At 60.0% G+C, this 20,889-nt stretch carries 11 protein-coding genes, 2 rRNA genes and 1 pseudogene (1 of these 14 running past the window's edge); 3 read left to right on the forward strand and 11 right to left on the reverse strand.

From position 1 onward, the window contains the following. Window positions 1–4: 4 nt before the first annotated feature. Window positions 5–3,529 (reverse strand): chromosome segregation protein SMC, encoded by a 3,525-nt coding sequence (smc, locus tag AACH87_RS12780; RefSeq protein WP_338794839.1) that lies wholly within the window; start codon window positions 3,527–3,529, stop codon window positions 5–7. 340 nt (window positions 3,530–3,869) lie between these two features. Between smc and AACH87_RS12785 the strand changes: the two genes are divergently transcribed. Then, window positions 3,870–4,526 (forward strand): gamma-glutamylcyclotransferase, encoded by a 657-nt coding sequence (locus AACH87_RS12785; protein ID WP_338794840.1) that lies wholly within the window; start codon window positions 3,870–3,872, stop codon window positions 4,524–4,526. A gap of 195 nt (window positions 4,527–4,721) precedes the next feature. On the opposite strand, the gene AACH87_RS12790 is transcribed toward AACH87_RS12785, so the two are convergent. From AACH87_RS12790 to purL, 4 genes and pseudogenes are all read right to left on the reverse strand, one after another. Next, window positions 4,722–5,156, reverse strand: a complete 435-nt coding sequence (locus AACH87_RS12790; protein ID WP_338794841.1) for a hypothetical protein — start codon at window positions 5,154–5,156, stop codon at window positions 4,722–4,724. A 208-nt stretch (window positions 5,157–5,364) separates the two neighbouring features. After that, window positions 5,365–6,567: pseudogene (locus AACH87_RS12795) on the reverse strand (OB-fold nucleic acid binding domain-containing protein); the annotation flags it as partial. A gap of 44 nt (window positions 6,568–6,611) precedes the next feature. Beyond that, window positions 6,612–7,604, reverse strand: coding sequence for a DUF808 domain-containing protein (locus AACH87_RS12800; protein WP_338794842.1), 993 nt, complete (start codon window positions 7,602–7,604; stop codon window positions 6,612–6,614). A gap of 275 nt (window positions 7,605–7,879) precedes the next feature. Further along, on the reverse strand, window positions 7,880–11,887 hold the full coding sequence (purL, locus tag AACH87_RS12805; protein WP_338794843.1) for a phosphoribosylformylglycinamidine synthase: 4,008 nt from the start codon (window positions 11,885–11,887) through the stop codon (window positions 7,880–7,882). Between the two features lie 142 nt (window positions 11,888–12,029). Between purL and map the strand changes: the two genes are divergently transcribed. Next, window positions 12,030–12,845, forward strand: coding sequence for a type I methionyl aminopeptidase (gene map, locus AACH87_RS12810; protein WP_338794844.1), 816 nt, complete (start codon window positions 12,030–12,032; stop codon window positions 12,843–12,845). A gap of 78 nt (window positions 12,846–12,923) precedes the next feature. Continuing rightward, complete coding sequence (locus tag AACH87_RS12815; RefSeq protein ID WP_338794845.1) at window positions 12,924–15,515, forward strand: [protein-PII] uridylyltransferase; 2,592 nt, start codon at window positions 12,924–12,926, stop codon at window positions 15,513–15,515. 58 nt (window positions 15,516–15,573) lie between these two features. Here the strand turns inward: AACH87_RS12815 and def are convergent, their stop codons facing one another. From def to AACH87_RS12845, 6 genes are all read right to left on the reverse strand, one after another. Then, window positions 15,574–16,116 carry a peptide deformylase gene (gene def / locus AACH87_RS12820; protein WP_338794846.1) on the reverse strand — a complete coding sequence of 181 codons (543 nt, stop codon included), beginning with the start codon at window positions 16,114–16,116 and terminating at the stop codon, window positions 15,574–15,576. A gap of 93 nt (window positions 16,117–16,209) precedes the next feature. Beyond that, window positions 16,210–17,139 carry an adenylate/guanylate cyclase domain-containing protein gene (locus AACH87_RS12825; protein WP_338794847.1) on the reverse strand — a complete coding sequence of 310 codons (930 nt, stop codon included), beginning with the start codon at window positions 17,137–17,139 and terminating at the stop codon, window positions 16,210–16,212. 136 nt (window positions 17,140–17,275) lie between these two features. Then, window positions 17,276–18,253, reverse strand: coding sequence for an LD-carboxypeptidase (locus AACH87_RS12830; RefSeq protein ID WP_338794848.1), 978 nt, complete (start codon window positions 18,251–18,253; stop codon window positions 17,276–17,278). Between the two features lie 28 nt (window positions 18,254–18,281). Next, window positions 18,282–19,427 carry a tRNA adenosine(34) deaminase TadA gene (gene tadA / locus AACH87_RS12835; RefSeq protein WP_338794849.1) on the reverse strand — a complete coding sequence of 382 codons (1,146 nt, stop codon included), beginning with the start codon at window positions 19,425–19,427 and terminating at the stop codon, window positions 18,282–18,284. Window positions 19,428–19,506: 79 nt separating this feature from the next. Then, window positions 19,507–19,619 (reverse strand): 5S ribosomal RNA (rrf, locus tag AACH87_RS12840). A 140-nt stretch (window positions 19,620–19,759) separates the two neighbouring features. Further along, window positions 19,760–20,889: ribosomal RNA gene (locus AACH87_RS12845) — 23S ribosomal RNA — on the reverse strand (it continues 1,749 nt past the right edge of the window).

The raw sequence follows: 20,889 nt of genomic DNA on the forward strand, positions 1-20,889 counted from the left end.
CCAATCAAGCGTCGGCCATCGACAGCGCGGACTCCATGTCCACCGCCACGATGCGCGAGACGCCTTGTTCCTGCATGGTCACGCCAATGAGTTGTTCGGCCATTTCCATGGCGATCTTGTTGTGGCTGATGAACAGGAACTGGGTTTCTTTGCTCATGCTGGCCACCAGCTTGGCGTAACGCTCGGTGTTGGCGTCGTCCAGCGGCGCGTCCACCTCGTCCAGCAAGCAAAACGGTGCGGGGTTGAGCTGGAAGATGGCGAACACCAGCGCAATCGCCGTCAGGGCTTTCTCGCCGCCCGACAGCAGGTGAATGGTCTGGTTCTTCTTGCCCGGTGGCTGCGCCATCACCTGCACGCCCGAATCCAGGATTTCGTCGCCAGTGATGATGAGCTTGGCCTGCCCGCCCCCGAACAACTCGGGGAACATGCGACCAAAATGGTTGTTCACCGTCTCGAAGGTGCCTGACAGCAACTGGCGCGTTTCGCCATCGATCTTGCGGATGGCGTCTTCCAGCGTGTTCATGGCCTCGGTCAGGTCAGCCATTTGCGCATCGAGGAACACCTTGCGCTCGCGCGCCAGGTTCAGCTCGTCGAGCGCGGCCAGGTTGACCGCGCCCAGCGCAGCAATCTCGCGGTGGAGGCGGTCAATTTCACCCTGCAGCCCCTGCACACGCACATTGCCCTCGGTAATGGAGCGCGCCACGGCCTCCAGGTCGGCCTGCGCATCGGTCAGCAGCGTGGTGTACTGCTCCAGGCCCAGGCGCGCGGCCTGTTCCTTGAGCTGGAATTCAGTGATGCGCTGGCGCAAGGGGTCCAGCGCCCGCTCCAGTTGCATGCGGCGCTCGTCACTGGCGCGCAGCTTGGCCGTGAGGTCGTCGTATTCGCTGCGCTGGGCGGCCAGGGCTTTTTCCCGGTCCATCTTCAGCTCCAGCGCCTGCTGCAGGCCGCCCTGGGCGGCGGCGTCTGACAGACGGGCCAGCTCGTCGCGGGCGCGCTGCTGCTCGTCGGTGAGGGCCGTCGCCTGCTGGGTGGCGGTTTCAATGGATCGGTTCAGTTCGGCGCGGCGGGCGTCCAGGCTGCGCTGGGAGAAGGTGGCCTCTTGCACTTGGCGCTCCAGCATGCGCTGCTGTTCACGGCAGGCATTGAGCTTGCGCTCGGTCTCGATCACCCGGTCGCCCAGCTGGGCTTCGCGCTCCTGGCTGTCGGCCAGTTGCATGTCCAGCTCTTCAAAGCGCGCTTCGGCGGCCACGCGGCGTTCCTGCAGGTCGGCCAGTTGCGCCTCCACCTCGGCAATGTCGGCACCAATCTGCTCGCTGCGCGCGCGGGTCTGCTCGGCCAGCTGGGTCAGGCGAAGGGTTTCCACCTGCAGCTCGTGGGCACGGGCCTGGGCTTCGGTGGCTTCGCGGCGCGCTGCCACCAGGCGCTGGGATGCATCGGCATAAGCAGCCTCGGCACGCACCAGAGCCGTGCGGGATTCCTCGGCAATCAGGGCCTGGGCACGCAGGGCTTTTTCCAGCTGTTCGATCTCTTGGGCGCGTGCCAGCAGGCCCGATTGCTCAGAGTCCTGCGCATAAAAACTCACGCTGTGGCGGCTGACGGCGTGGCCGGTGGGCACGTAGATGACCTCGCCCGCCGATAAGCTGGCGCGGCGGTTCAGGGCCTCGTCCAGCGTCTGGGCGATGGTGCAGCCTTGCAGCCAGTCGGTCAGCACGGCGCGCAGGCCTGCGTCGTTGATGCGCAGCAGGTCTGACAGGCGGGTCTGCGTGCCAGAGGGTTCTGTAGCCCCCGCAGGCGGCGCGCTGTAGAAGGCCAGACGGGCCGGTGGCGCATCGCTTTCGCTGGAGCCGAGGAAGCCGCGCACCATGTCCAGGCGGCCCACTTCCAGCGCGCCAAGGCGTTCGCGCAAGGCGGCCTCCAGTGCGTTTTCCCAGCCGGGTTCAATGTGGATGCGGCTCCACAGGCCCTGCATGCCATCGAGGCCGTGCTTGGCCAGCCAGGGGCGCAGCTTGCCGTCGGTCTTGACCTTTTCCTGCAGCGCCTTGAGGGCTTCCATGCGGGCCGAAAGGTCGGTCTGGCGGGCGCTTTCGGTGTTCACGTCCTGCTGGCGGGCACGGCGGTCTTCGTCCAGCTGGGGCACCGTCTCCTGCAGTTCAGCCAGGCGGGCTTCGGTGGTTTCGGCCAGCTCTTGCGCGGCTTCCAGCTGGGTGCGCAGGTTGTTCAGGCGGGCTTCGTCAGGCGCGGCCAGGGCGTTGCGGTCGGTGCGCAGGCGCTCGTAGCGCGCATCCAGCTGGCGGCTTTGCTCGTCAATGCTGCGCTGCTCGGCGGCCAGCACCCCAATTTGCTGCTGCACCTGCACTACGCTGGCGCGCTGCTCGCTGGCGCGGGTCTGGGCCTGGCGCAGGGCTTCTTCCAGGTCGGGCAGCTGCATGGCCTGCTCTTCCAGCTGGGCGGCAAGCAACTCGGCACGCTCTTCCGCATCCACCCCGGCTCCGGCCAGGTTCTCCAGCTCAATGTCGGCTTCTTCCTTGCGGGCCTGCCACTGGGCAATCTGCTCGGCCAGCGTGGCCAGCCGCTGCTCCACACGCACCCGGCCTTCCACCACGTAGCGGATTTCGGCCTCCAGTCGCCCAACCTCGGCGGTGGCTTCATACAGCCGCCCCTGGGCCTGGTTGACGTTGTCGCCCGCAGCGTAGTGCGCCTGGCGAATCGTTTCCAGGTCAGACTCCACCGCGCGCAGGTCGGCCATGCGCGACTCCAGGTCGTTCACGGCCTGCAGGCCTTCCAGACGCACCTTGTTCTGCTCAGCCTCGGCATCGGCCCGCTTGAGGAACCACAGCTGGTGCTGCTTGAGCGTGGCGTCGGCGTTCAGCGCGTTGTACTTGGCGGCCACCTCGGCCTGCTTTTCCAGCTTTTCGAGGTTGGCGTTCAGCTCGCGCAGAATGTCTTCCACCCGCGTGAGGTTTTCGCGCGTGTCGGCCAGGCGGTTTTCCGTCTCGCGGCGGCGCTCTTTGTATTTGGAAACGCCCGCAGCTTCTTCGAGGAACAAGCGCAGCTCTTCAGGGCGACTTTCGATGATGCGGCTGATGGTGCCCTGCCCGATGATGGCGTAGGCGCGTGGCCCCAGGCCCGTGCCCAGAAACACGTCCTGCACATCGCGACGGCGCACGGGCTGGTTGTTCAGAAAGTAGCTGCTGGTGCCGTCGCGGGTGAGCACGCGGCGCACCGCCACTTCGCTGTACTGGCTCCACTGGCCGCCAGCGCGGTGGTCGGAGTTGTCAAACACCAGCTCCACGCTGGCACGGCTGGCCTGCTTGCGGGTGGTGGTGCCGCTGAAGATTACGTCCTGCATGCTCTCGCCGCGCAGCTCGCTGGCCTTGCTCTCGCCCAGCACCCAGCGCACGGCATCCATAATGTTGGACTTGCCGCAACCGTTCGGCCCCACCACGCCCACCAACTGGCCGGGCAGCATGAAATTGGTGGGTTCGGCAAAAGACTTGAAGCCCGAAAGCTTGATGGAGGTAAGGCGCACGGGTCAGGCAGATGGGGCTTGGAGCAATAACAACAGCGCAGCAGGGGCGCCCGGCATGGCGGCAGGCCGGCTGGGCAGAGGCCCGGATGATACCGCGCCGCAAGGGGCCCTCTCTGTACGGCCAGGGTGCCGCAGCCCCAGCAAGCGGCAACGCCCGGGCATGGCATGAGGGCGGCTACGCAGATTTTGGCAAAAACGGGCTCTAGCGCCCACTCAACAAGCGCAGGCAGCTATCAATTCAGTAGCAATCACTTTCACCCCCACAGGAATGACCCGGAAACGCTGCAATTTCCCTACCGCAGCCCAATAATTGCCAGCATCTCGCCCTCAGCCCTCTGCCATGTCACAGCCCCCCGCCCCACCCGTTCACCGCCGCGATCCCGCCACCATGCTGGCCCAGACGCTGGCGCAGTGGGACCAGCGGCAGGACCTGTGGCTGTTTGGCTATGGCTCGCTGATCTGGCGGCCGGAGTTTGACTACGCAGAACAGCGCCCCGCCAAGGTGCACGGCTGGCACCGCGCGCTGAAGATGTGGAGCCGGGTGAACCGCGGCACGCCAGAATGCCCCGGCCTGGTGTTTGGACTGCTGACCGGGGGCAGCTGCCGAGGCATGGTGTTCCGCATCGAGCGGCAGCGCGTGCCCGACATCATGCCCGGCCTGTGGGCCCGCGAAATGGTCAACGCGGTGTACGACCCGCGATGGCTGGACTGCGAAACGCCCCACGGCACCGTGCGCGCCCTCGCCTTCACCCTCTCACGCCGCAGCCCCAACCACACGGGCGTGCTGCCCGACCATGAATACACTCGCATCTTTGCCCAGGCCCGGGGCCGGTACGGCACCACGCACGACTACGCCCGCGCCACCTACGAAGGCTTGCTGAAAATGGGCATCCATGACCGGGCGCTGGCGCGGCTGCTGGCATTGGCAACTGTGGAGCAGGCAGATCATTTGCCTCAGCCATCGAGCCCCAGCGGACAGTTGCCGGATCGACCCTGAAGGTTCGCGGGCTATAGGGTTTGAGACGGCCCAGTGGCGGTGAGCACTGTGCAGCGGTTGCAGTAATCCACGGATTTACGGGGAGCGTGTACTAGCGGCCAGGATTAGGCAGTGGTGGCAGGTGAAAGGTACGCTCAACGTGGAAGCTGAGTCGCGAGCGGCGGCTTGCCGACGCGAGTCGGCTCGAGCGGCTGGTTAGCCATTCTCTTCGATGAAAGCTCGTACATCTTCCCAATCATCTGGCACATGGAATACCTTGAGGCCGAGTAGTTCTTCAATGGCGTCTCGATGGCGAGCAATGTCACCCTTGTCGCTAGTCAGGAAGAGCCGGCACCCCGACATGTAGGCTGAATGGAGATGCTGCGCATCTGTCTTGTTGCCTTTTCCAATGAGCGAAAGCAATGGAGGCCATTTCTCCGACTGCTGAGCCATATCTGCCCACGTGATTCCTTCAAGCTCGGACCATTTGTAGTTGGCCTGATTCCAGCTAGGTCTGGAAGGCGTGGCGATTCGACTGATCTTGCGATTCCGGTTCTCGTATTGAAATTGAAACAGCTCAACTGTTCCGGCTCTCTCGTAGGAAGAGAGTTCCTCACGATAGGCACCCGTGTCGCAGTAGATCCTAAGCATGCTTGAATGGCTAACGAAATTTAGACGGCAAAACCCGGTTGATACATCCGGGGCGTGACGATACATCTTTTGAAAAAGGGTCCCGCAACCCGTATGCCTGTTAGCTTGCAAACCACGGCACTGTGCAAATAAACAGGTATGAATTTTTCATGAAACCCTGTGCAGGTAGCGAGGCATATTTTCATGGGCTGGATGCCTGCAGTTGGAATCAATGAAAGTCCCGACTGCCCTGCAAAGCGCCACCCAAGCGGCCCAGCAGGGGTGTCAGGTCTTTGAACCGCTGCGCCACCAGGTGACGGACGACGGGGACGGGTGCGCTGGAAGGTGCCGCAGCCTCGCCTCCGGCATCAGCGTTAGACGCCGAGCCTGCAGGTATTCCAGGCTGCTCGCTGCACTGCCACATCCCCTGCACCGCCAGCAGGCGTGACCGCAGCAGCGCGTCCCGCCAACGTTCGATGAGCGCGGGCCAGACGATCACATTCACCGGGCCGGTTTCATCTTCCAGCGTCACAAACATGGTGCCTTTGGCTGTGCCGGGGCGTTGCCGCACCGTCACGATGCCGCAGGCGCGCACATTGCGCCCGTGGGGGGTGGACTGCAGTTGCAAGGCGGTCAGTAATTTCCAGCGCTCCAGCCGGGGGCGCAGCAGTGCCAGGGGGTGGCGGCGCAGCGTGAGGCCTGTGGCGGCGTAGTCAAAGACGATTTCCTCGCCCTCGTCGGCGGGGGGTAGCTCCAGCGGTGCTTCATGCACAGGGGCATCCTGCAGCAACAGGGGCACTGGGTGCTGGGCTGCGGCGTCCCACATCTGCTGGCGGCGATGCCCCGAGAGGGCCGCCAGCGCATCGGCTGCCGCCAGGGCTTGCAGATCACGGCGGTCCAGGTGGGCGCGCAGTGCCAGGTCTTCGGTGCTGCGGAATAGCCCCGCTGATCCATCTGACTCATTTGACCCATTTGACCGACGCGCTTGCACCACCCGCTGGGCGGCCTTTTGGCCCAGGCCACTGACCAGCCGCAAGCCCAGCCGCACGGCGGGCTGGGGCGGTGCCACGTCTCGCATGCCGGGCAAGGGCCGTGGGGGTTGCAGGGGCGCAAGTGGCCCTTCCAGCGTGCAATCCCATTCGCTGTGGTTCACATCGATGGGTAACACGCGCACGCCATGGCGGCGAGCATCCTGCACCAGCTGCGAAGGTCCATAAAAACCCATGGGCTGCGAATTGAGCAAGGCCGCCAGAAAGCACGCAGGCTCGTGGCGCTTGAACCAGCTGCTGCCATAGGCCAGCATGGCAAAACTGTAGGCGTGGCTTTCGGGAAAGCCATATTCGCCAAAGCCCAGCATCTGGCGAAAGATGGCCTGGGCAAACGGCAAGGAATAGCCGTTGGCCAGCATGCCCTGGATCAGGCGCTCTTCAAACTCCTTCAAGGGCGGCTCCTCCGTTGCATTACAGCCTCAACGTATCAAGCGGCCTGCCCAGCACGCGCACGCTGCACCCCCTGGACAACAGTCAAGACCACGGCCCCAGCCACCACGCCAATCAAGGCGTTGAGCAGGTTGGGCAGCACCACAGCCCACACGCCGCCCAGCGGCCAGGCAAGTGACTGCGCCCCCACTGCCTCCACCGCATGGTGGATGGCTGGGACGCCATGCACCAGAATGCCCCCGCCAACCAGAAACATGGCAGCAGTTCCCGCCACGGACAGGCCCTTCATCAGCCAGGGGGCAGCCGCCACAATGGCCTGGCCTATGGATCGCGCGGCGGCGCTGCCTTTTTGCAGCAGCCACAGGCCCAGATCGTCCAGCTTGACGATACCCGCCACCAGTCCATAGACCCCGGCCGTCATGATCACAGCGATGCCGCTGAGCACCAGCACCTGCTGCGCGAAAGGGGCGTTGGCGACCGTCCCCAGGGTGATGGCAATGATCTCGGCAGACAGAATGAAATCCGTGCGGACAGCGCCCTTGATCTTGTCCTTTTCGTAAGCCACCGGGTCAGAGACTGCCGCCGCTGAAGCTTCCACAACCTTCTCGGGCCCCGCACCCGCCTCATGCACGTCATGCCGGTGCAAAAACTTGTGCGCCAGCTTCTCTGCCCCCTCAAAACACAGAAAAGCCCCGCCAGCCATCAACAACGGCGTGACGGCCCAGGGAATGAAGGCGCTGATGAGCAACGCGGCCGGTACCAGAATGACCTTGTTCATCAACGAGCCCTTGGCCACCGCCCACACCACAGGCAATTCTCGTTCGGCATGTACACCGGTCACCTGCTGGGCATTCAGGGCCAAGTCGTCCCCCAGCACGCCAGCGGTTTTTTGCGCAGCCACCTTGGTCATGGCCGACACGTCATCGGCCATGGTGGCGCTCTTTTTGGCGGCGACCTTGGTCATCAAGGCCACATCGTCCAGGATGGTGGCGATATCGTCGAGCAGTGTCAAAAGGCTGCCTGCGGCCATGCGATCTCCCGTTCAGTCATTGTTGGTACCGTCCAATATATCAACCGGGGCAGCAACCTCCTGTCAGACTGAACCGGCGGGAAGACTTTGCCCCGCAAAGCGGTGGACAGGGATGGGAACCGATGCGCGCAGATGCGTTACCGGATTCACCAACAAGCATGTGGCACAGGTGAATCAAAAACAAAAGCCGGGCATTTGTGTGCCCGGCTTTGGATATCAAGCGATGCTGGTGTGGCTTCGCGTCAGCCACACCAACACACCATACGGTCAGACCATCAGCCCACCCACTTGCGGGCGTTGCGCCAGATACGCATCCAGCCGCTGAACTGAGACTTGTCTTCGCTGGTCCAGCTCATCTGCACGTTGCGGAACACGCGCTCGGGGTGCGGCATCATGGCGGTAAAGCGCCCGTCTGCCGTGGTCACAGCCGTGAGGCCGCCCGCGCTGCCGTTGGGGTTGAACGGGTACTGCTCGGTAGCGTTGCCGTGGTTGTCCACGTAGCGCATCGCAGCGATGGCCTTGTCAGCGTTGCCGCGGTACTTGAAGTTGGCATAGCCCTCGCCGTGCGCCACGGCAATGGGCAGGCGGCTGCCTGCCATGCCCTGCAGGAACAGGCTGGGGGATTCGAGCACTTCGACCATCGACAGGCGGGCCTCGAAGCGTTCGCTCTGGTTGGTGGTAAAGCGCGGCCAGTCTTGCGCGCCGGGGATGATGTCGGCCAGCTCGGCAAACATCTGGCAGCCGTTGCACACGCCCAGGCCAAACGTGTCGGTGCGGCCGAAGAAACCCTGGAACTGTGCGGCCAACACCGGGTTGAACGTGATGGAACGCGCCCAGCCAATGCCCGCGCCCAGCGTGTCGCCATAGCTGAAGCCACCGCAGGCGACCACGCCCTTGAAGTCTTCAAGCTTGACGCGGCCGGTTTGCAGGTCGGTCATGTGCACGTCATAAGCCTCGAAGCCCGCTTCGGTGAAGGCATAGGCCATTTCCACATGCGAGTTCACGCCCTGCTCACGCAGGATGGCAACCTTGGGCTTGGAGAGCTGAAGGAACGGCGCAGCCACGTTGTCGGCGGCGTCGAACGTGAGGTGCACGTGCATGCCTGGGTCCGTAGGCTCGCCCGCTGCGGCGTGCTCGGCGTCGGCATTGGCGGGGTTGTCGCGCTGCTGGCAGATCTTCCAGCTCACGGCGTCCCACACCTGGTGCAGGTCGGCCAGCGGGGCGCTGAAGACGGCCTTGGCATCGCGCCAGACCTGCAGCTCGCCCTTGCCTGCGTCAATTTCAGACGACGCGGGGCGGGTCTTGCCAATGAAGTGGCTGAACTTGGACAGGCCGTGTTCACGCAGGGTCTGCATCACGTCGTTGCGCTCGACCGTGCGCACCTGCAGCACCACGCCCAGCTCTTCGTTGAACAGGGCCTTGAGGGTCAGCTCGTCGCGGCGCGCACCCACCTGGCTGGCCCAATTCTTGGCATCGCCCGTGTCCATGCGGCTGTCGTTCACACCGTCGCCTTCGGTCACCAGCAAGTCCACATTCAGCGCCACGCCCACATGGCCTGCAAAGGCCATTTCGGCCACGGCTGCGAGCAAGCCGCCGTCGCTGCGGTCGTGGTAGGCCAGTATCTGGCCCTTGGCGCGCAGCGCGTTCACGGCGTTGACGAGGTGGATCAGGTCTTGTGGGTCGTCCACATCGGGCACCACGTCGCCGCTCTGGTCCAGCGTCTGGCCCAGGATGCTGCCGCCCATGCGGTTCTGGCCCTTGCCCAGGTCGATCAGCACCAGGGTGGTGTCGGCCTCTGTAGCGTTGAGCTGGGGCGTGAGGGTGCCGCGCACGTCAGACAGCGAGGCAAACGCGCTCACGATCAGGCTCACGGGCGAGGTGACTTTTTTCTTCTCCGCCCCATCGCTCCACTGGGTGCGCATGGACAGCGAATCCTTGCCCACCGGGATGCTGATGCCCAGAGCCGGGCACAACTCCATGCCCACGGCCTTCACAGTTTCGTACAGCGCGGCGTCTTCGCCGGGCTCGCCACAGGCGGCCATCCAGTTGGCAGAGAGCTTGACGCGGGGCAGCTCAATCGGCGCAGCCAGCAGGTTGGTGATGGCCTCAGCCACCGCCATGCGGCCCGATGCGGGGGCGTTGATGGCAGCCAGCGGCGTGCGCTCGCCCATGCTCATGGCCTCGCCCGCAAAGCCCTTGTAGTCGGCCAGCGTCACGGCGCAATCGGCCACGGGCACCTGCCAGGGGCCGACCATCTGATCGCGGTGGCTCAGGCCACCCACGGCGCGGTCACCAATGGTGATGAGGAAGCGCTTGGAGGCCACCGTGGGGTGGGCCAGCACGTCGATCACTGCCTTTTGCAGCGGCAGGCCGGTCAAGTCCATGGGCTGGAATGTGCGCGCCACGGTCTTCACGTCGCGGTGCATCTTTGGCGGCTTGCCCAGCAGCACGTTCATGGGCATGTCCACGGGCAGCTTCTGGTCTTCGACCGTGGCGGCAGGGTCGTGCAGCACGAGCTGGCGCTCTTCGGTGGCCGTGCCGATCACGGCAAACGGGCAACGCTCACGCTCGCAAAACGCCTGGAACATGGGCAGCGACTCGGGCGCAATCGCCAGCACGTAGCGCTCTTGCGATTCGTTGCTCCAGATTTCCTTCGGGCTCATGCCCGACTCTTCGAGCTGCACGGCGCGCAGGTCAAAGCGTGCGCCACGGCCTGCGTCGTTGGTCAGCTCGGGGAAGGCGTTGGACAAACCGCCCGCGCCCACGTCGTGGATCGCCAGGATGGGGTTGTTGGCACCTTGCGCCCAGCAGTGGTTGATGACCTCCTGCGCGCGGCGCTCAATCTCGGGGTTGCCACGCTGCACCGAGTCAAAGTCCAGCTCGGCCGCATTGGTGCCGGTGGCCATGGAGCTGGCGGCGCTGCCACCCATACCGATGCGCATGCCGGGGCCGCCCAGCTGGATGAGCAGCGAGCCTGCGGGGAACTCGATCTTCTTCGTCTGCTCGGCATCGATCACGCCCACACCGCCCGCAATCATGATGGGCTTGTGGTAGCCGCGCTGCACGCCAGCCACTTCCTGCTCGTATTCGCGGAAGTAGCCTGCCAGGTTGGGGCGACCAAATTCATTATTGAAGGCCGCGCCCCCCAGGGGGCCTTCGACCATGATCTGCAGCGGGCTGGCAATGTGCTCAGGCTTGCCGACCGTGCTGCCCCAGAGCTTGGACACGGTGAAGCCCGTGAGGCCCGCCTTGGGCTTGGAGCCGCGGCCGGTGGCACCTTCGTCGCGGATCTCTCCGCCCGCGCCGGTGGATGCACCAGGGAACGGAGAGATGGCGGTGGGGTGGTTGTGGGTTTCCACCTTCATCAGCACATGCTGCGTAGCGCTACTCTTTTGATAGCTGCTTGCGCTTGATCCATCAACGCCAGAGGCCATTTTTGCCACAAACCGCTCTACCTGATGGCCTTCCATGATGGAAGCGTTGTCCGAGTAGGCCACCACCGTGTGCTGGGGGGCCAGCTGGTGGGTGTTGCGGATCATGCCGAACAGGCTCTTGTCTTGCGCCACACCGTCGATGGTGAACTGGGCGTTGAAGATCTTGTGGCGGCAGTGTTCGCTGTTGGCCTGAGCAAACATCATCAGTTCCACATCGGTGGGATTGCGCTGCAGGCCGTTGAATGCATTGACGAGGTAGTCGATCTCGTCGTCGGCCAGCGCCAGGCCAAAGCGGGTGTTGGCGGCTTCGAGCGCGGCGCGTCCTCCGCCCAGCACATCCACATGCTCCATGGGTGCCGGGGCCAGCTCGGTGAACAGCGCAGCCGCCGCAGCGCGGTCAGCCACCACCGATTCGGTCATGCGGTCATGCAGCAATGCGGCCACCTGGGCCAACTGCTCTGCTGTCAGCTCAGGCGTCTTGCCCAGCAGGCCCGCCTTGAGGCTGATGCGGTACTCGGTAATGCGCTCCACCCGGCGGATGGCAATGCCGCAGTTACGCGCAATGTCTGTCGCCTTGGACGCCCAGGGCGACAAGGTGCCCAGGCGGGGTGTGACCACAATGGCTGCGCCCTGTTCGGGGCCTGCATAAGGGTCTCCGTAGGTCAGCAAGGCCGTGAGGCGGTCCAGCTCTGCGGGGGAAGGCTGGTCATCGGTGGCCACCAAGTGCACATACCGGGCGGCAATCCCGGTGATCTTGGGGTGGATGGCTTCGAGGGCGGGCTGGAGTTGCTGTGCGCGGAAGGAGCTGAGGGCGTTGCCGCCCGCCAGCGTGGTCAAATGCAAGGTCACGGTAGCGGCCTGTATTGGGGGTGTGAGGGTAGGAGTGGGTCACGGGCATTACAGCAGGTGTGAACGACCTGTGACATCGCGCATTTTACCGGGCATGCACCTGAGCCAGACGCGGCCAATGCCCCGATGGGATAATTGAGGCATGAGCATCACCATCAAAAGCGCCGAAGATATTGAAGGCATGCGACTGGCCTGCCGACTTGCATCGGAAGTGCTGGACTACATCACGCCCCACATCAAGCCCGGCATCACCACCAAGGAAATTGATCGCCTGGGGGCCGAATGCATGGCACAGCAAGGCACCATTTCCGCCACCGTGGGCTACCAGCCGCCCGGCTACCCGCCCTACCCGGCATCGCTGTGCACCTCTGTGAACCATGTGGTGTGCCATGGCATTCCCAACGACAAGCCGCTCAAGAAGGGCGACATCGTCAATGTGGACGTCACTGTCATCACGAAGGACGGCTGGTACGGAGACAACAGCCGCATGTTCATGATCGGCGAGTGCTCGATTGCAGCCAAGCGGCTCACCTTTATCACCTTTGAAGCCATGTGGCACGGCATCCTGCAGGTCAAGCCTGGTGCACGGCTGGGCGACATCGGCCATGCCATTCAGAAGTTTGCGGAAGGCCATGGTTTTTCCATCGTACGGGAGTTCTGTGGGCACGGCATTGGCAAGAAATTCCACGAAGAACCCCAGGTGCTGCACTACGGCAAACCGGGCACTCTGGAGGAACTGCAGCCCGGCATGGTGTTCACGATCGAGCCCATGATCAACGCAGGCAAGCGCGAGGTGAAAAACCACGGCAACGACGGTTGGACCATCGTGACGAAGGACCACAGCCTGTCTGCACAGTGGGAGCATACGGTGCTGGTGACCGAAACCGGTTATGAGGTCATGACGCTGTCTGCAGGCTCTCCTCCCCTGCCCGCTTTTGTGCAAGCCACGCGCACCTGACGCACGTCTTGCACTGGGCGCAAGCACGGGTCTTGCTTGCGTCCAGTGATATTCACTTGTGGCCCTTCAGACACCCCCATGACAGAAATCCAGGCCTTGCGCGCCAGCTACCGCAGCAACAAAGCCGAAGTGCTCAACAAGATGGGGGCCACAGGCGCCTCCACGCGCGGCATACACGCCGTGCTGCGCAAGCTCTCCTCGCTGACTGACGAGTTGCTCCAGGCACTGTGGCAGCGCGCCGATCTTCCGGCGGGCTGCACGCTGGTGGCAGTGGGAGGTTACGGCCGAGCCCAGCTTTTCCCGTATTCGGACGTGGATGTGTTGCTGCTGCTGCCACAAGGCACCGACACACAACCCGGCAGTCCGCTGAGCACGCGCATTGAAGGATTCATCGGCAGTTGCTGGGATGCGGGGCTGGAGATTGGCTCCAGCGTGCGCACGGTTGCCGAATGCCTGGCCGAGAGTGCGGCTGACGTCACAGTGCAGACGTCATTGCTGGAAGCCCGCCTGCTGTGCGGAGATGCCAGCCTGTTTGCAGAGTTTCATCAGCAGTACCGGGCCCAGATGGACCCGCGCGCCTTTCTGGTCGCCAAGACGCTGGAGATGCGGCAGCGCCACACCAAGTACGAAAACACGCCCTACTCGCTGGAGCCCAACTGCAAGGAATCTCCCGGGGGGCTGCGTGATTTGCAGCTGATTCTTTGGGTGGCCAAGGCGGCGGGGCTTGGCAACAACTGGAAGGAACTTGCCGCCAGCAAGATGGCAACGGCCTTTGAAGTGCGCCAAATTGAGCGCAACGAAGCTGTGCTGTGCCTGATCCGTGCCCGCCTGCATGCGGCTGCAGGCCGCCACGAAGACCGCTTGGTGTTTGACTTGCAGACAGCCGTGGCGGAGTCTTTCGGATACCGTTCGCAAGCACCAGATGGATCACGCCTGCCGATGCGCGCGAGTGAGACCCTGATGCGCCGCTACTACTGGGCGGCCAAAGCGGTATCGCAGCTATGCCAGATTCTGCTGCTCAATATTGAAGAGCGGCTCAACCCATCCACCCATGAGCCACGCCCCATCAATGAGCGCTTTTTTGAAAAGGCCGGGCTCATCGAAGTGGCAAGTGATGACCTTTACCAGCGCGATCCCCACGCCATTCTGGAGACGTTTCTTCTGTACCAGACAACGGTGGGGTTGAAGAACCTGTCGGCGCGCACCCTTCGCGCCCTCTACAACGCGCGCGGGGTGATGGATGCGGCCTTCCGCCGGGATCCAGTCAACCGCCAGACCTTCATGCGCATCCTGCAGCAGCCAGCGGGCATTACCCATGCCATGCGCCTGATGAATCAGACGTCGGTACTGGGCCGGTACCTGTGGGTGTTTCGCGGCATTGTGGGACAGATGCAGCATGACCTGTTTCACGTCTACACGGTGGACCAGCACATTCTGATGGTGCTGCGGAACATGCGGCGCTTCTTCATGGCAGAGCACGCGCACGAATACCCGTTCTGCTCCCAGCTGGCGGGGGGCTGGGACAAGCCCTGGATTCTTTATATCGCGGCTCTTTTCCATGACATCGGCAAGGGGCGCGGGGGAGACCATTCCCAGATCGGTGCAGAAGAAGTCCGGCGGTTCTGCCGACAGCACGGGGTGGCGAGCGAAGATGCTCGGCTGATCGAATTCCTGGTCAGCGAGCATCTGACAATGAGCCGTATCGCTCAGAAGCAGGATCTGAGTGATCCCGATGTGATCGCCGCCTTTGCGCAGCGCGTGCAGAACGAGCGCTACCTCACGGCCCTGTACCTTCTTACCGTGGCAGACATTCGGGGGACCAGCCCCAAAGTCTGGAATGCCTGGAAAGGCAAGCTGCTGGAGGATTTGTACCGGTCCACCCTCAGAGCCCTGGGTGGCCGCGCCCCCGATGCGGCGGCAGAAATCGAGGCCCGCAAGCGCGAGGCGCTGGTTCAGCTCGCGCTCAGTGCACTGCCTTTTGAAGCCCACAAAGCCCTTTGGGCCACCCTGGATGTCAGCTACTTCATGCGCCACGAGGCGGCTGACATTGCGTGGCACACCCGCCATCTCTCGCGCCATGTGGGTACGACCAAGCCCATCGTGCGAGCCCGCCAATCTCTGGCAGGGGAAGGCCTGCAGGTGCTGGTGTATGCCCCTGATCAAGCCGATTTGTTTGCCCGCATTTGCGGATACTTTGACCGTGCGGGTTTCAGCATCCTGGATGCGCGGGTCCACACGGCCAACAACCACTATGCGTTGGACACCTTCCAGGTCGTGGCTTCGTCTCAGCACGGGCACTATCGCGAACTCACGCACATGGTGGAAAGCGATCTGGTTCGCACCATTGAGCAGGGAGGCCCACTGCCGGAGCCCGCTCGCAAGCGAGTGTCGCGCAGGGTAAAGAGCTTTCCTATCGCGCCACGCGTATCGCTTCAACCCGACGAGAAAGCGCAACGGTGGCTGCTGGGAATCTCCGCAAGCGACAGAGCAGGCCTGCTGTACCTTGTGGCCCGCATTCTGGCCCAGCACCACCTCAGCGTTCAGCTTGCCAAGGTAAGCACCTTGGGTGAGCGCGTGGAGGATACGTTTTTGCTGCAGGGCAATGAACTACAGAACAATGCGCGTCAGATTGAAATTGAAACGGAGCTGCTGCAGGCGCTTTCTGAATAAACAGGGAGTCGTTGCATTTGCACCAGATTGCGACCTGGTGCGTTGATTTTCGCCTTCATCAATCATCTGATTCCGCGGCCTTCAAGCCGGGGAAAAGTTCTTCCACAAATCCAAACTGAGCAAAGTCACGCACGCGCATGGGGTAGAGCTGGCCCCACAAGTGATCACATTCGTGCTGCACGACTCTGGCGTGAAATCCCTCTACCTCACGCTCAATAAGCTGGCCAGAAGGATCAAATCCCGTGTAGCGAATGCGAGACCAACGAGGGACTTTGCCGCGCAGTCCCGGCACTGAAAGGCACCCCTCCCAATCCTCTTCTTCCATGGAAGTCAAAGGCGTGATCGCAGGATTGATCAACTCCGTCCTCGGCACCAGAGGTCTGTCGGGATAACGGGGGTTAGGCTGGTCAGAGCCAAAAACCACCACTTGCAGGTTCACCCCGATCTGCGGAGCAGCCAACCCGGCCCCGGAAGCGGCCCGCATCGTGTCCCAGAGATCAGCAACAAGAGCATGGAGTTCTGGGGTATCAAATTGCGTGACCGCAGTTGCCGTACGAAGCAATCGGGGATCACCCATTTTGAGGATTTTGTGTATTGCCATGATCAAACGGGGCCTGAAAAATGAACCGAACGACAAGCGCTATGCACGTCCCGATGCTACTGACGGCCAAATGCGAGAGCGCAGCTGTGGGAATCAACCCAAATGGACAGCTCCACCAGCGACCTCGAAAGCCAACCTCGGAGCTTGAGCGTCTCCAAGCGGAACCCCAAGAGAAATCTCACCAGAGCCATGCAATATGCAGGCATCGCGGCGCAGCCTTATCTGTGAATCACTTCCAGAAAAGCTGATCCAGGTTCCGAAGCTGCTGAGATCCGTCAGAACAAATCCGCTATTGCGCCAGTCAATACGAGCATGCAACCTGGAAACCCTTAAGTCATTGATGCACAACTGGGCATGTATCGAACGGCCGATGTGTACCGGGGCTTGGCTGGACGTAAAGCTGGCATCTATCCCATGCCAGCGAAACTGTATGACACCCAGAATCGGGTCCACGGGTGACAACTGGCTCACCAGACCAGCTTGCTGGGTCAAAAAATCCGTCTCAAGGTCCTGCCGCCATTCCACTTGATAGAGCGACACAGGATCGACCTTGCCGCGGATATCGACTAGGCCCAGCTTGCGAAACCATACTGAAGGGGCCTCACCAGCCAACAACACCGTCATTTCCGAAGCCCAAATCTCCCCCCCACCTGAGCGCTCGCAAAGACGAGCCGCCAAATTGACGGCGTCCCCGTAGCAATCGCCATCCACTTCAACGATTTCTCCGGTCGCCACACCCACACGGATGTCCATTCGCAATTGGAAGGGCCAACGCAGCAAGCGTTGCTCATGCTCCTGTAGCAACTGGGCACTCGCAGCCACGGAAGCAGCCGCGTCACCGAACACACACAGCACGCCATCACCCAACTTCTTGATCACTCGACCCGAGCGAGCCTGGATGCACTTACTGATCCATTCAGTAAGTTGAGCGATGGCAGCAGCTGCGGGCTCATTGCCCAAGGTCTCGTAGAGAGAGACGCTGCCGGAGATATCTATGAAAACAACCGTGGACAGGACGGTCATACGGGGAACTGCACACGATGATCCATCCGGTCAGTTTAGTTGAACAGCTACCAAACGTGGATAGAACAAAGCAAAGCTACAAAAATTTACACACTTGAGAGGAACAGCTTTATAAATCTTGAAAATCTCAGCAGCTTCAGTGAAAGTGTCCCCAATAAATCAGAGCATCACGATCTTCAACAGAAAGCTCGACTTTAGCCCCCACGGGCAGCAAAACCTTCGTTGGTACATGCCCAAACGGCAAATTACAGATGACCGGTATTTGAATTTTTGAACGGATCCAATCAACTACTGTTTGGAATTTGAAACCCTTGTCGTGCGCGGCGAGTTTGTATCCAGTAAATTGCCCCAATATAAGTGCTCTTTGCTTTTCCAAAATTCCTGCATAGAGCAACTGTGTCAACATCCGTTCGATTCGGTAGGGGTGCTCCCCCACATCCTCAACAAACAGAATACCATTTTTTATTTTTGGCATGAATGGCGTACCAATCAGATCATTCAAAACAGCGAGATTCCCCCCCCAAAGTGTTGAGCTGGGAATGTAGATTTGGTTGGCATCTCGAGCATTCTCGCCAGCTCCCCGCTCCTTGGGCAGGCGCCAGCCAGCTCCCTCCCCATGACCATGCAACAAATCATCAAAGCATGCCATGGTTATCTCATCGGGCTCATCAGCAGAGCCAAAATCTGTTAAGAGACAAGGACCAGCCCAAGTCACATGGCCCGTTTTTGCCAAAACAGCACTTTGAAAAGCGGTGAAATCACTCAAGCCTACGAACTTGGTTCCCCTTTCGATAGATGAGGCAATCAAGCGGTAATCTATTTCTGGCAACAAACGAGTCAGGCCATATGCGCCACGGGTGATCAGCGCTACATCAGCACCACTCTCCGCTGCTCTATGGATGGCAGCCAGCCTTACCTCATCGTTCCCTGCGAACCGCATATGAACATCTTGAGCAGAGGGATCTACCTCCACATGGTGACCCATTGCCTCAAGACGCTTGATACCTCGCCTGAATGCTGCTTTATCCCGAAGGCTACCTGCAGGCGAATAAATATAAATATGCTTAGAAGTATGTTCGTGTGAACAACAATTTTTTTCAGAATTTTTAGACATTTTCTTCACCATAGAATAGCCCAATATTTTATTTCAAAGAAAACAATTTTGAGTACACTTCATCAAAACAGATGGACTGAACATTGAAGCATCTCATAATTGGCCTTTTCGCCAAAAAACTATTTAAATCAGAAACGCTCTGCTCAGCAACCAACTTTGAAAGAGATTTCATTCCTGATTTAAAGCCACTATTTGGATAAGGAGCGTCTCGCCACTCCGAGGAACTATCTGCATCCTGAAAATCGGGAAGAACCACCACTGCCAAGACCGCATCCTCTACCATGCGTAAAAGGGAAGATGCCACACTCAGTCCAGACTCTGGCACGATCAAAACAAAATTTTCAACTTTGGCTTTTTTCAAAAAAGAAAAAATAATTTCTTGATGTTTAATAAGACTATGAAAATTTTCTTTCTTTGGCTTATCACTTTTTCCGAAACCAATTAAATCAAAAGCTAAAATTCGATCTAAATCACTGACTTTCTGAAAAAGCTGCAAAAATTCAAAGCTCCAACCCTGCAGAGAATGCATGCAGAGCCAAGTCTTAGATTTCCCGCTATTGCCATATTCAAAAAAATGGAGTCGCAGACCTTCTGCGCCAAGAAGATCATTAAAATATTTAGACTCTGGCAGATGAAGAAATGAAAATCTCTGCCCTGGGGTCCGCAATGCGTCTTCACGCAAATAAGATTGGGTACTTTGGAGTTTCTGTCGTCGTTGCGAGCGACGCGACGAAAAAAAGCTCCGCATTGCTGCGGAGCACGATTCTTCCAAGATACCTGATGCAATCTCGGTCTGATGGTTTAGCGAACTCTGAAATAAATTAACCACGGAGCCAGCAGCTCCCGTCTTAGGCTCTTTTGCACCAAACACCAGTCTCCTGATTCGCGCATTCAAGATGGCCCCGGCACACATGGCGCATGGTTCCAGAGTGACATAAAGAGTGCATTCATGAAGCCGATAGTTACCCAAGATTTCGGCAGCTCTGCGTAATGCAACAATCTCTGCGTGAGCGGTGGGATCCTTGAGATCCACAGGAGCATTGCGCCCACTGGCGATGAATACACCATCCTTGACAACAATAGCGCCTACAGGAATCTCACCTGACTCTGCAGCGCTTTGTGCCTCAGCGAGAGCCAAGCTCATCCAATACTCATCAGACTTAATTTCAGTCATGCAGCATTGATTACAAAATCAATATCGTAAAAGCAAAAAACCCCAGTCTGAGTAGACTGGGGTTTTCTGGGCTGTAAGAGCCTGACGATGACCTACTTTCACACGGGAACCCGCACTATCATCGGCGCAAAGTCGTTTCACTGTCCTGTTCGGGATGGGAAGGAGTGGTACCAACTTGCTATGGTCATCAGGCATAACTTGGTGCTGAGCAGTCTTGGGACTGCTCGGCGAATTCATAGAGTTTGGAATCAGTTTTTTGTATTTGACTGCGTCTAACTTGGCATAACAATCTTTGAGCTTTTGCATTGAAGTGCATAGGCTATCAAAGTTATAGGGTCAAGCCGCACGAGCAATTAGTACTGGTTAGCTTAACGCATTACTGCGCTTCCACACCCAGCCTATCAACGTCCTGGTCTTGAACGACTCTTCAGGGGGCTCAAGGCCCCGGCAGATCTCATCTTGAAACGAGTTTCCCGCTTAGATGCTTTCAGCGGTTATCTCTTCCACACTTAGCTACTCGGCAATGCCACTGGCGTGACAACCGATACACCAGAGGTGTGTCCACTCCGGTCCTCTCGTACTAGGAGCAGGCTTCCTCAAATCTGCAGCGCCCACGGAAGATAGGGACCAAACTGTCTCACGACGTTTTAAACCCAGCTCACGTACCTCTTTAAATGGCGAACAGCCATACCCTTGGGACCGGCTACAGCCCCAGGATGAGATGAGCCGACATCGAGGTGCCAAACACCGCCGTCGATATGAACTCTTGGGCGGTATCAGCCTGTTATCCCCAGAGTACCTTTTATCCGTTGAGCGATGGCCCTTCCATACAGAACCACCGGATCACTATGTCCTGCTTTCGCATCTGCTCGACTTGTCAGTCTCGCAGTTAAGCACGCTTATGCCATTGCACTATCGTCACGATGTCCGACCGTAACTAGCGTACCTTCGAACTCCTCCGTTACGCTTTGGGAGGAGACCGCCCCAGTCAAACTGCCTACCATGCACTGTCCCCGATCCAGATAATGGACCTAGGTTAGAACCTCAAACACACCAGGGTGGTATTTCAACGTCGGCTCCATGAGATCTAGCGACCTCACTTCAAAGCCTCCCACCTATCCTACACAGATCTGTTCAAAGTCCAATACAAAGCTACAGTAAAGGTTCATGGGGTCTTTCCGTCTTTCCGCGGGGAGATTGCATCATCACAAACATTTCAACTTCGCTGAGTCTCAGGAGGAGACAGTGTGGCCATCGTTACGCCATTCGTGCAGGTCGGAACTTACCCGACAAGGAATTTCGCTACCTTAGGACCGTTATAGTTACGGCCGCCGTTTACTGGGACTTCAATCAAGAGCTTGCACCCCATCATTTAATCTTCCAGCACCGGGCAGGCGTCACACCCTATACGTCCACTTTCGTGTTTGCAGAGTGCTGTGTTTTTATTAAACAGTCGCAGCCA

This window comes from Acidovorax sp. DW039 (assembly GCF_037101375.1).
Taxonomy (GTDB): domain Bacteria; phylum Pseudomonadota; class Gammaproteobacteria; order Burkholderiales; family Burkholderiaceae_C; genus Acidovorax.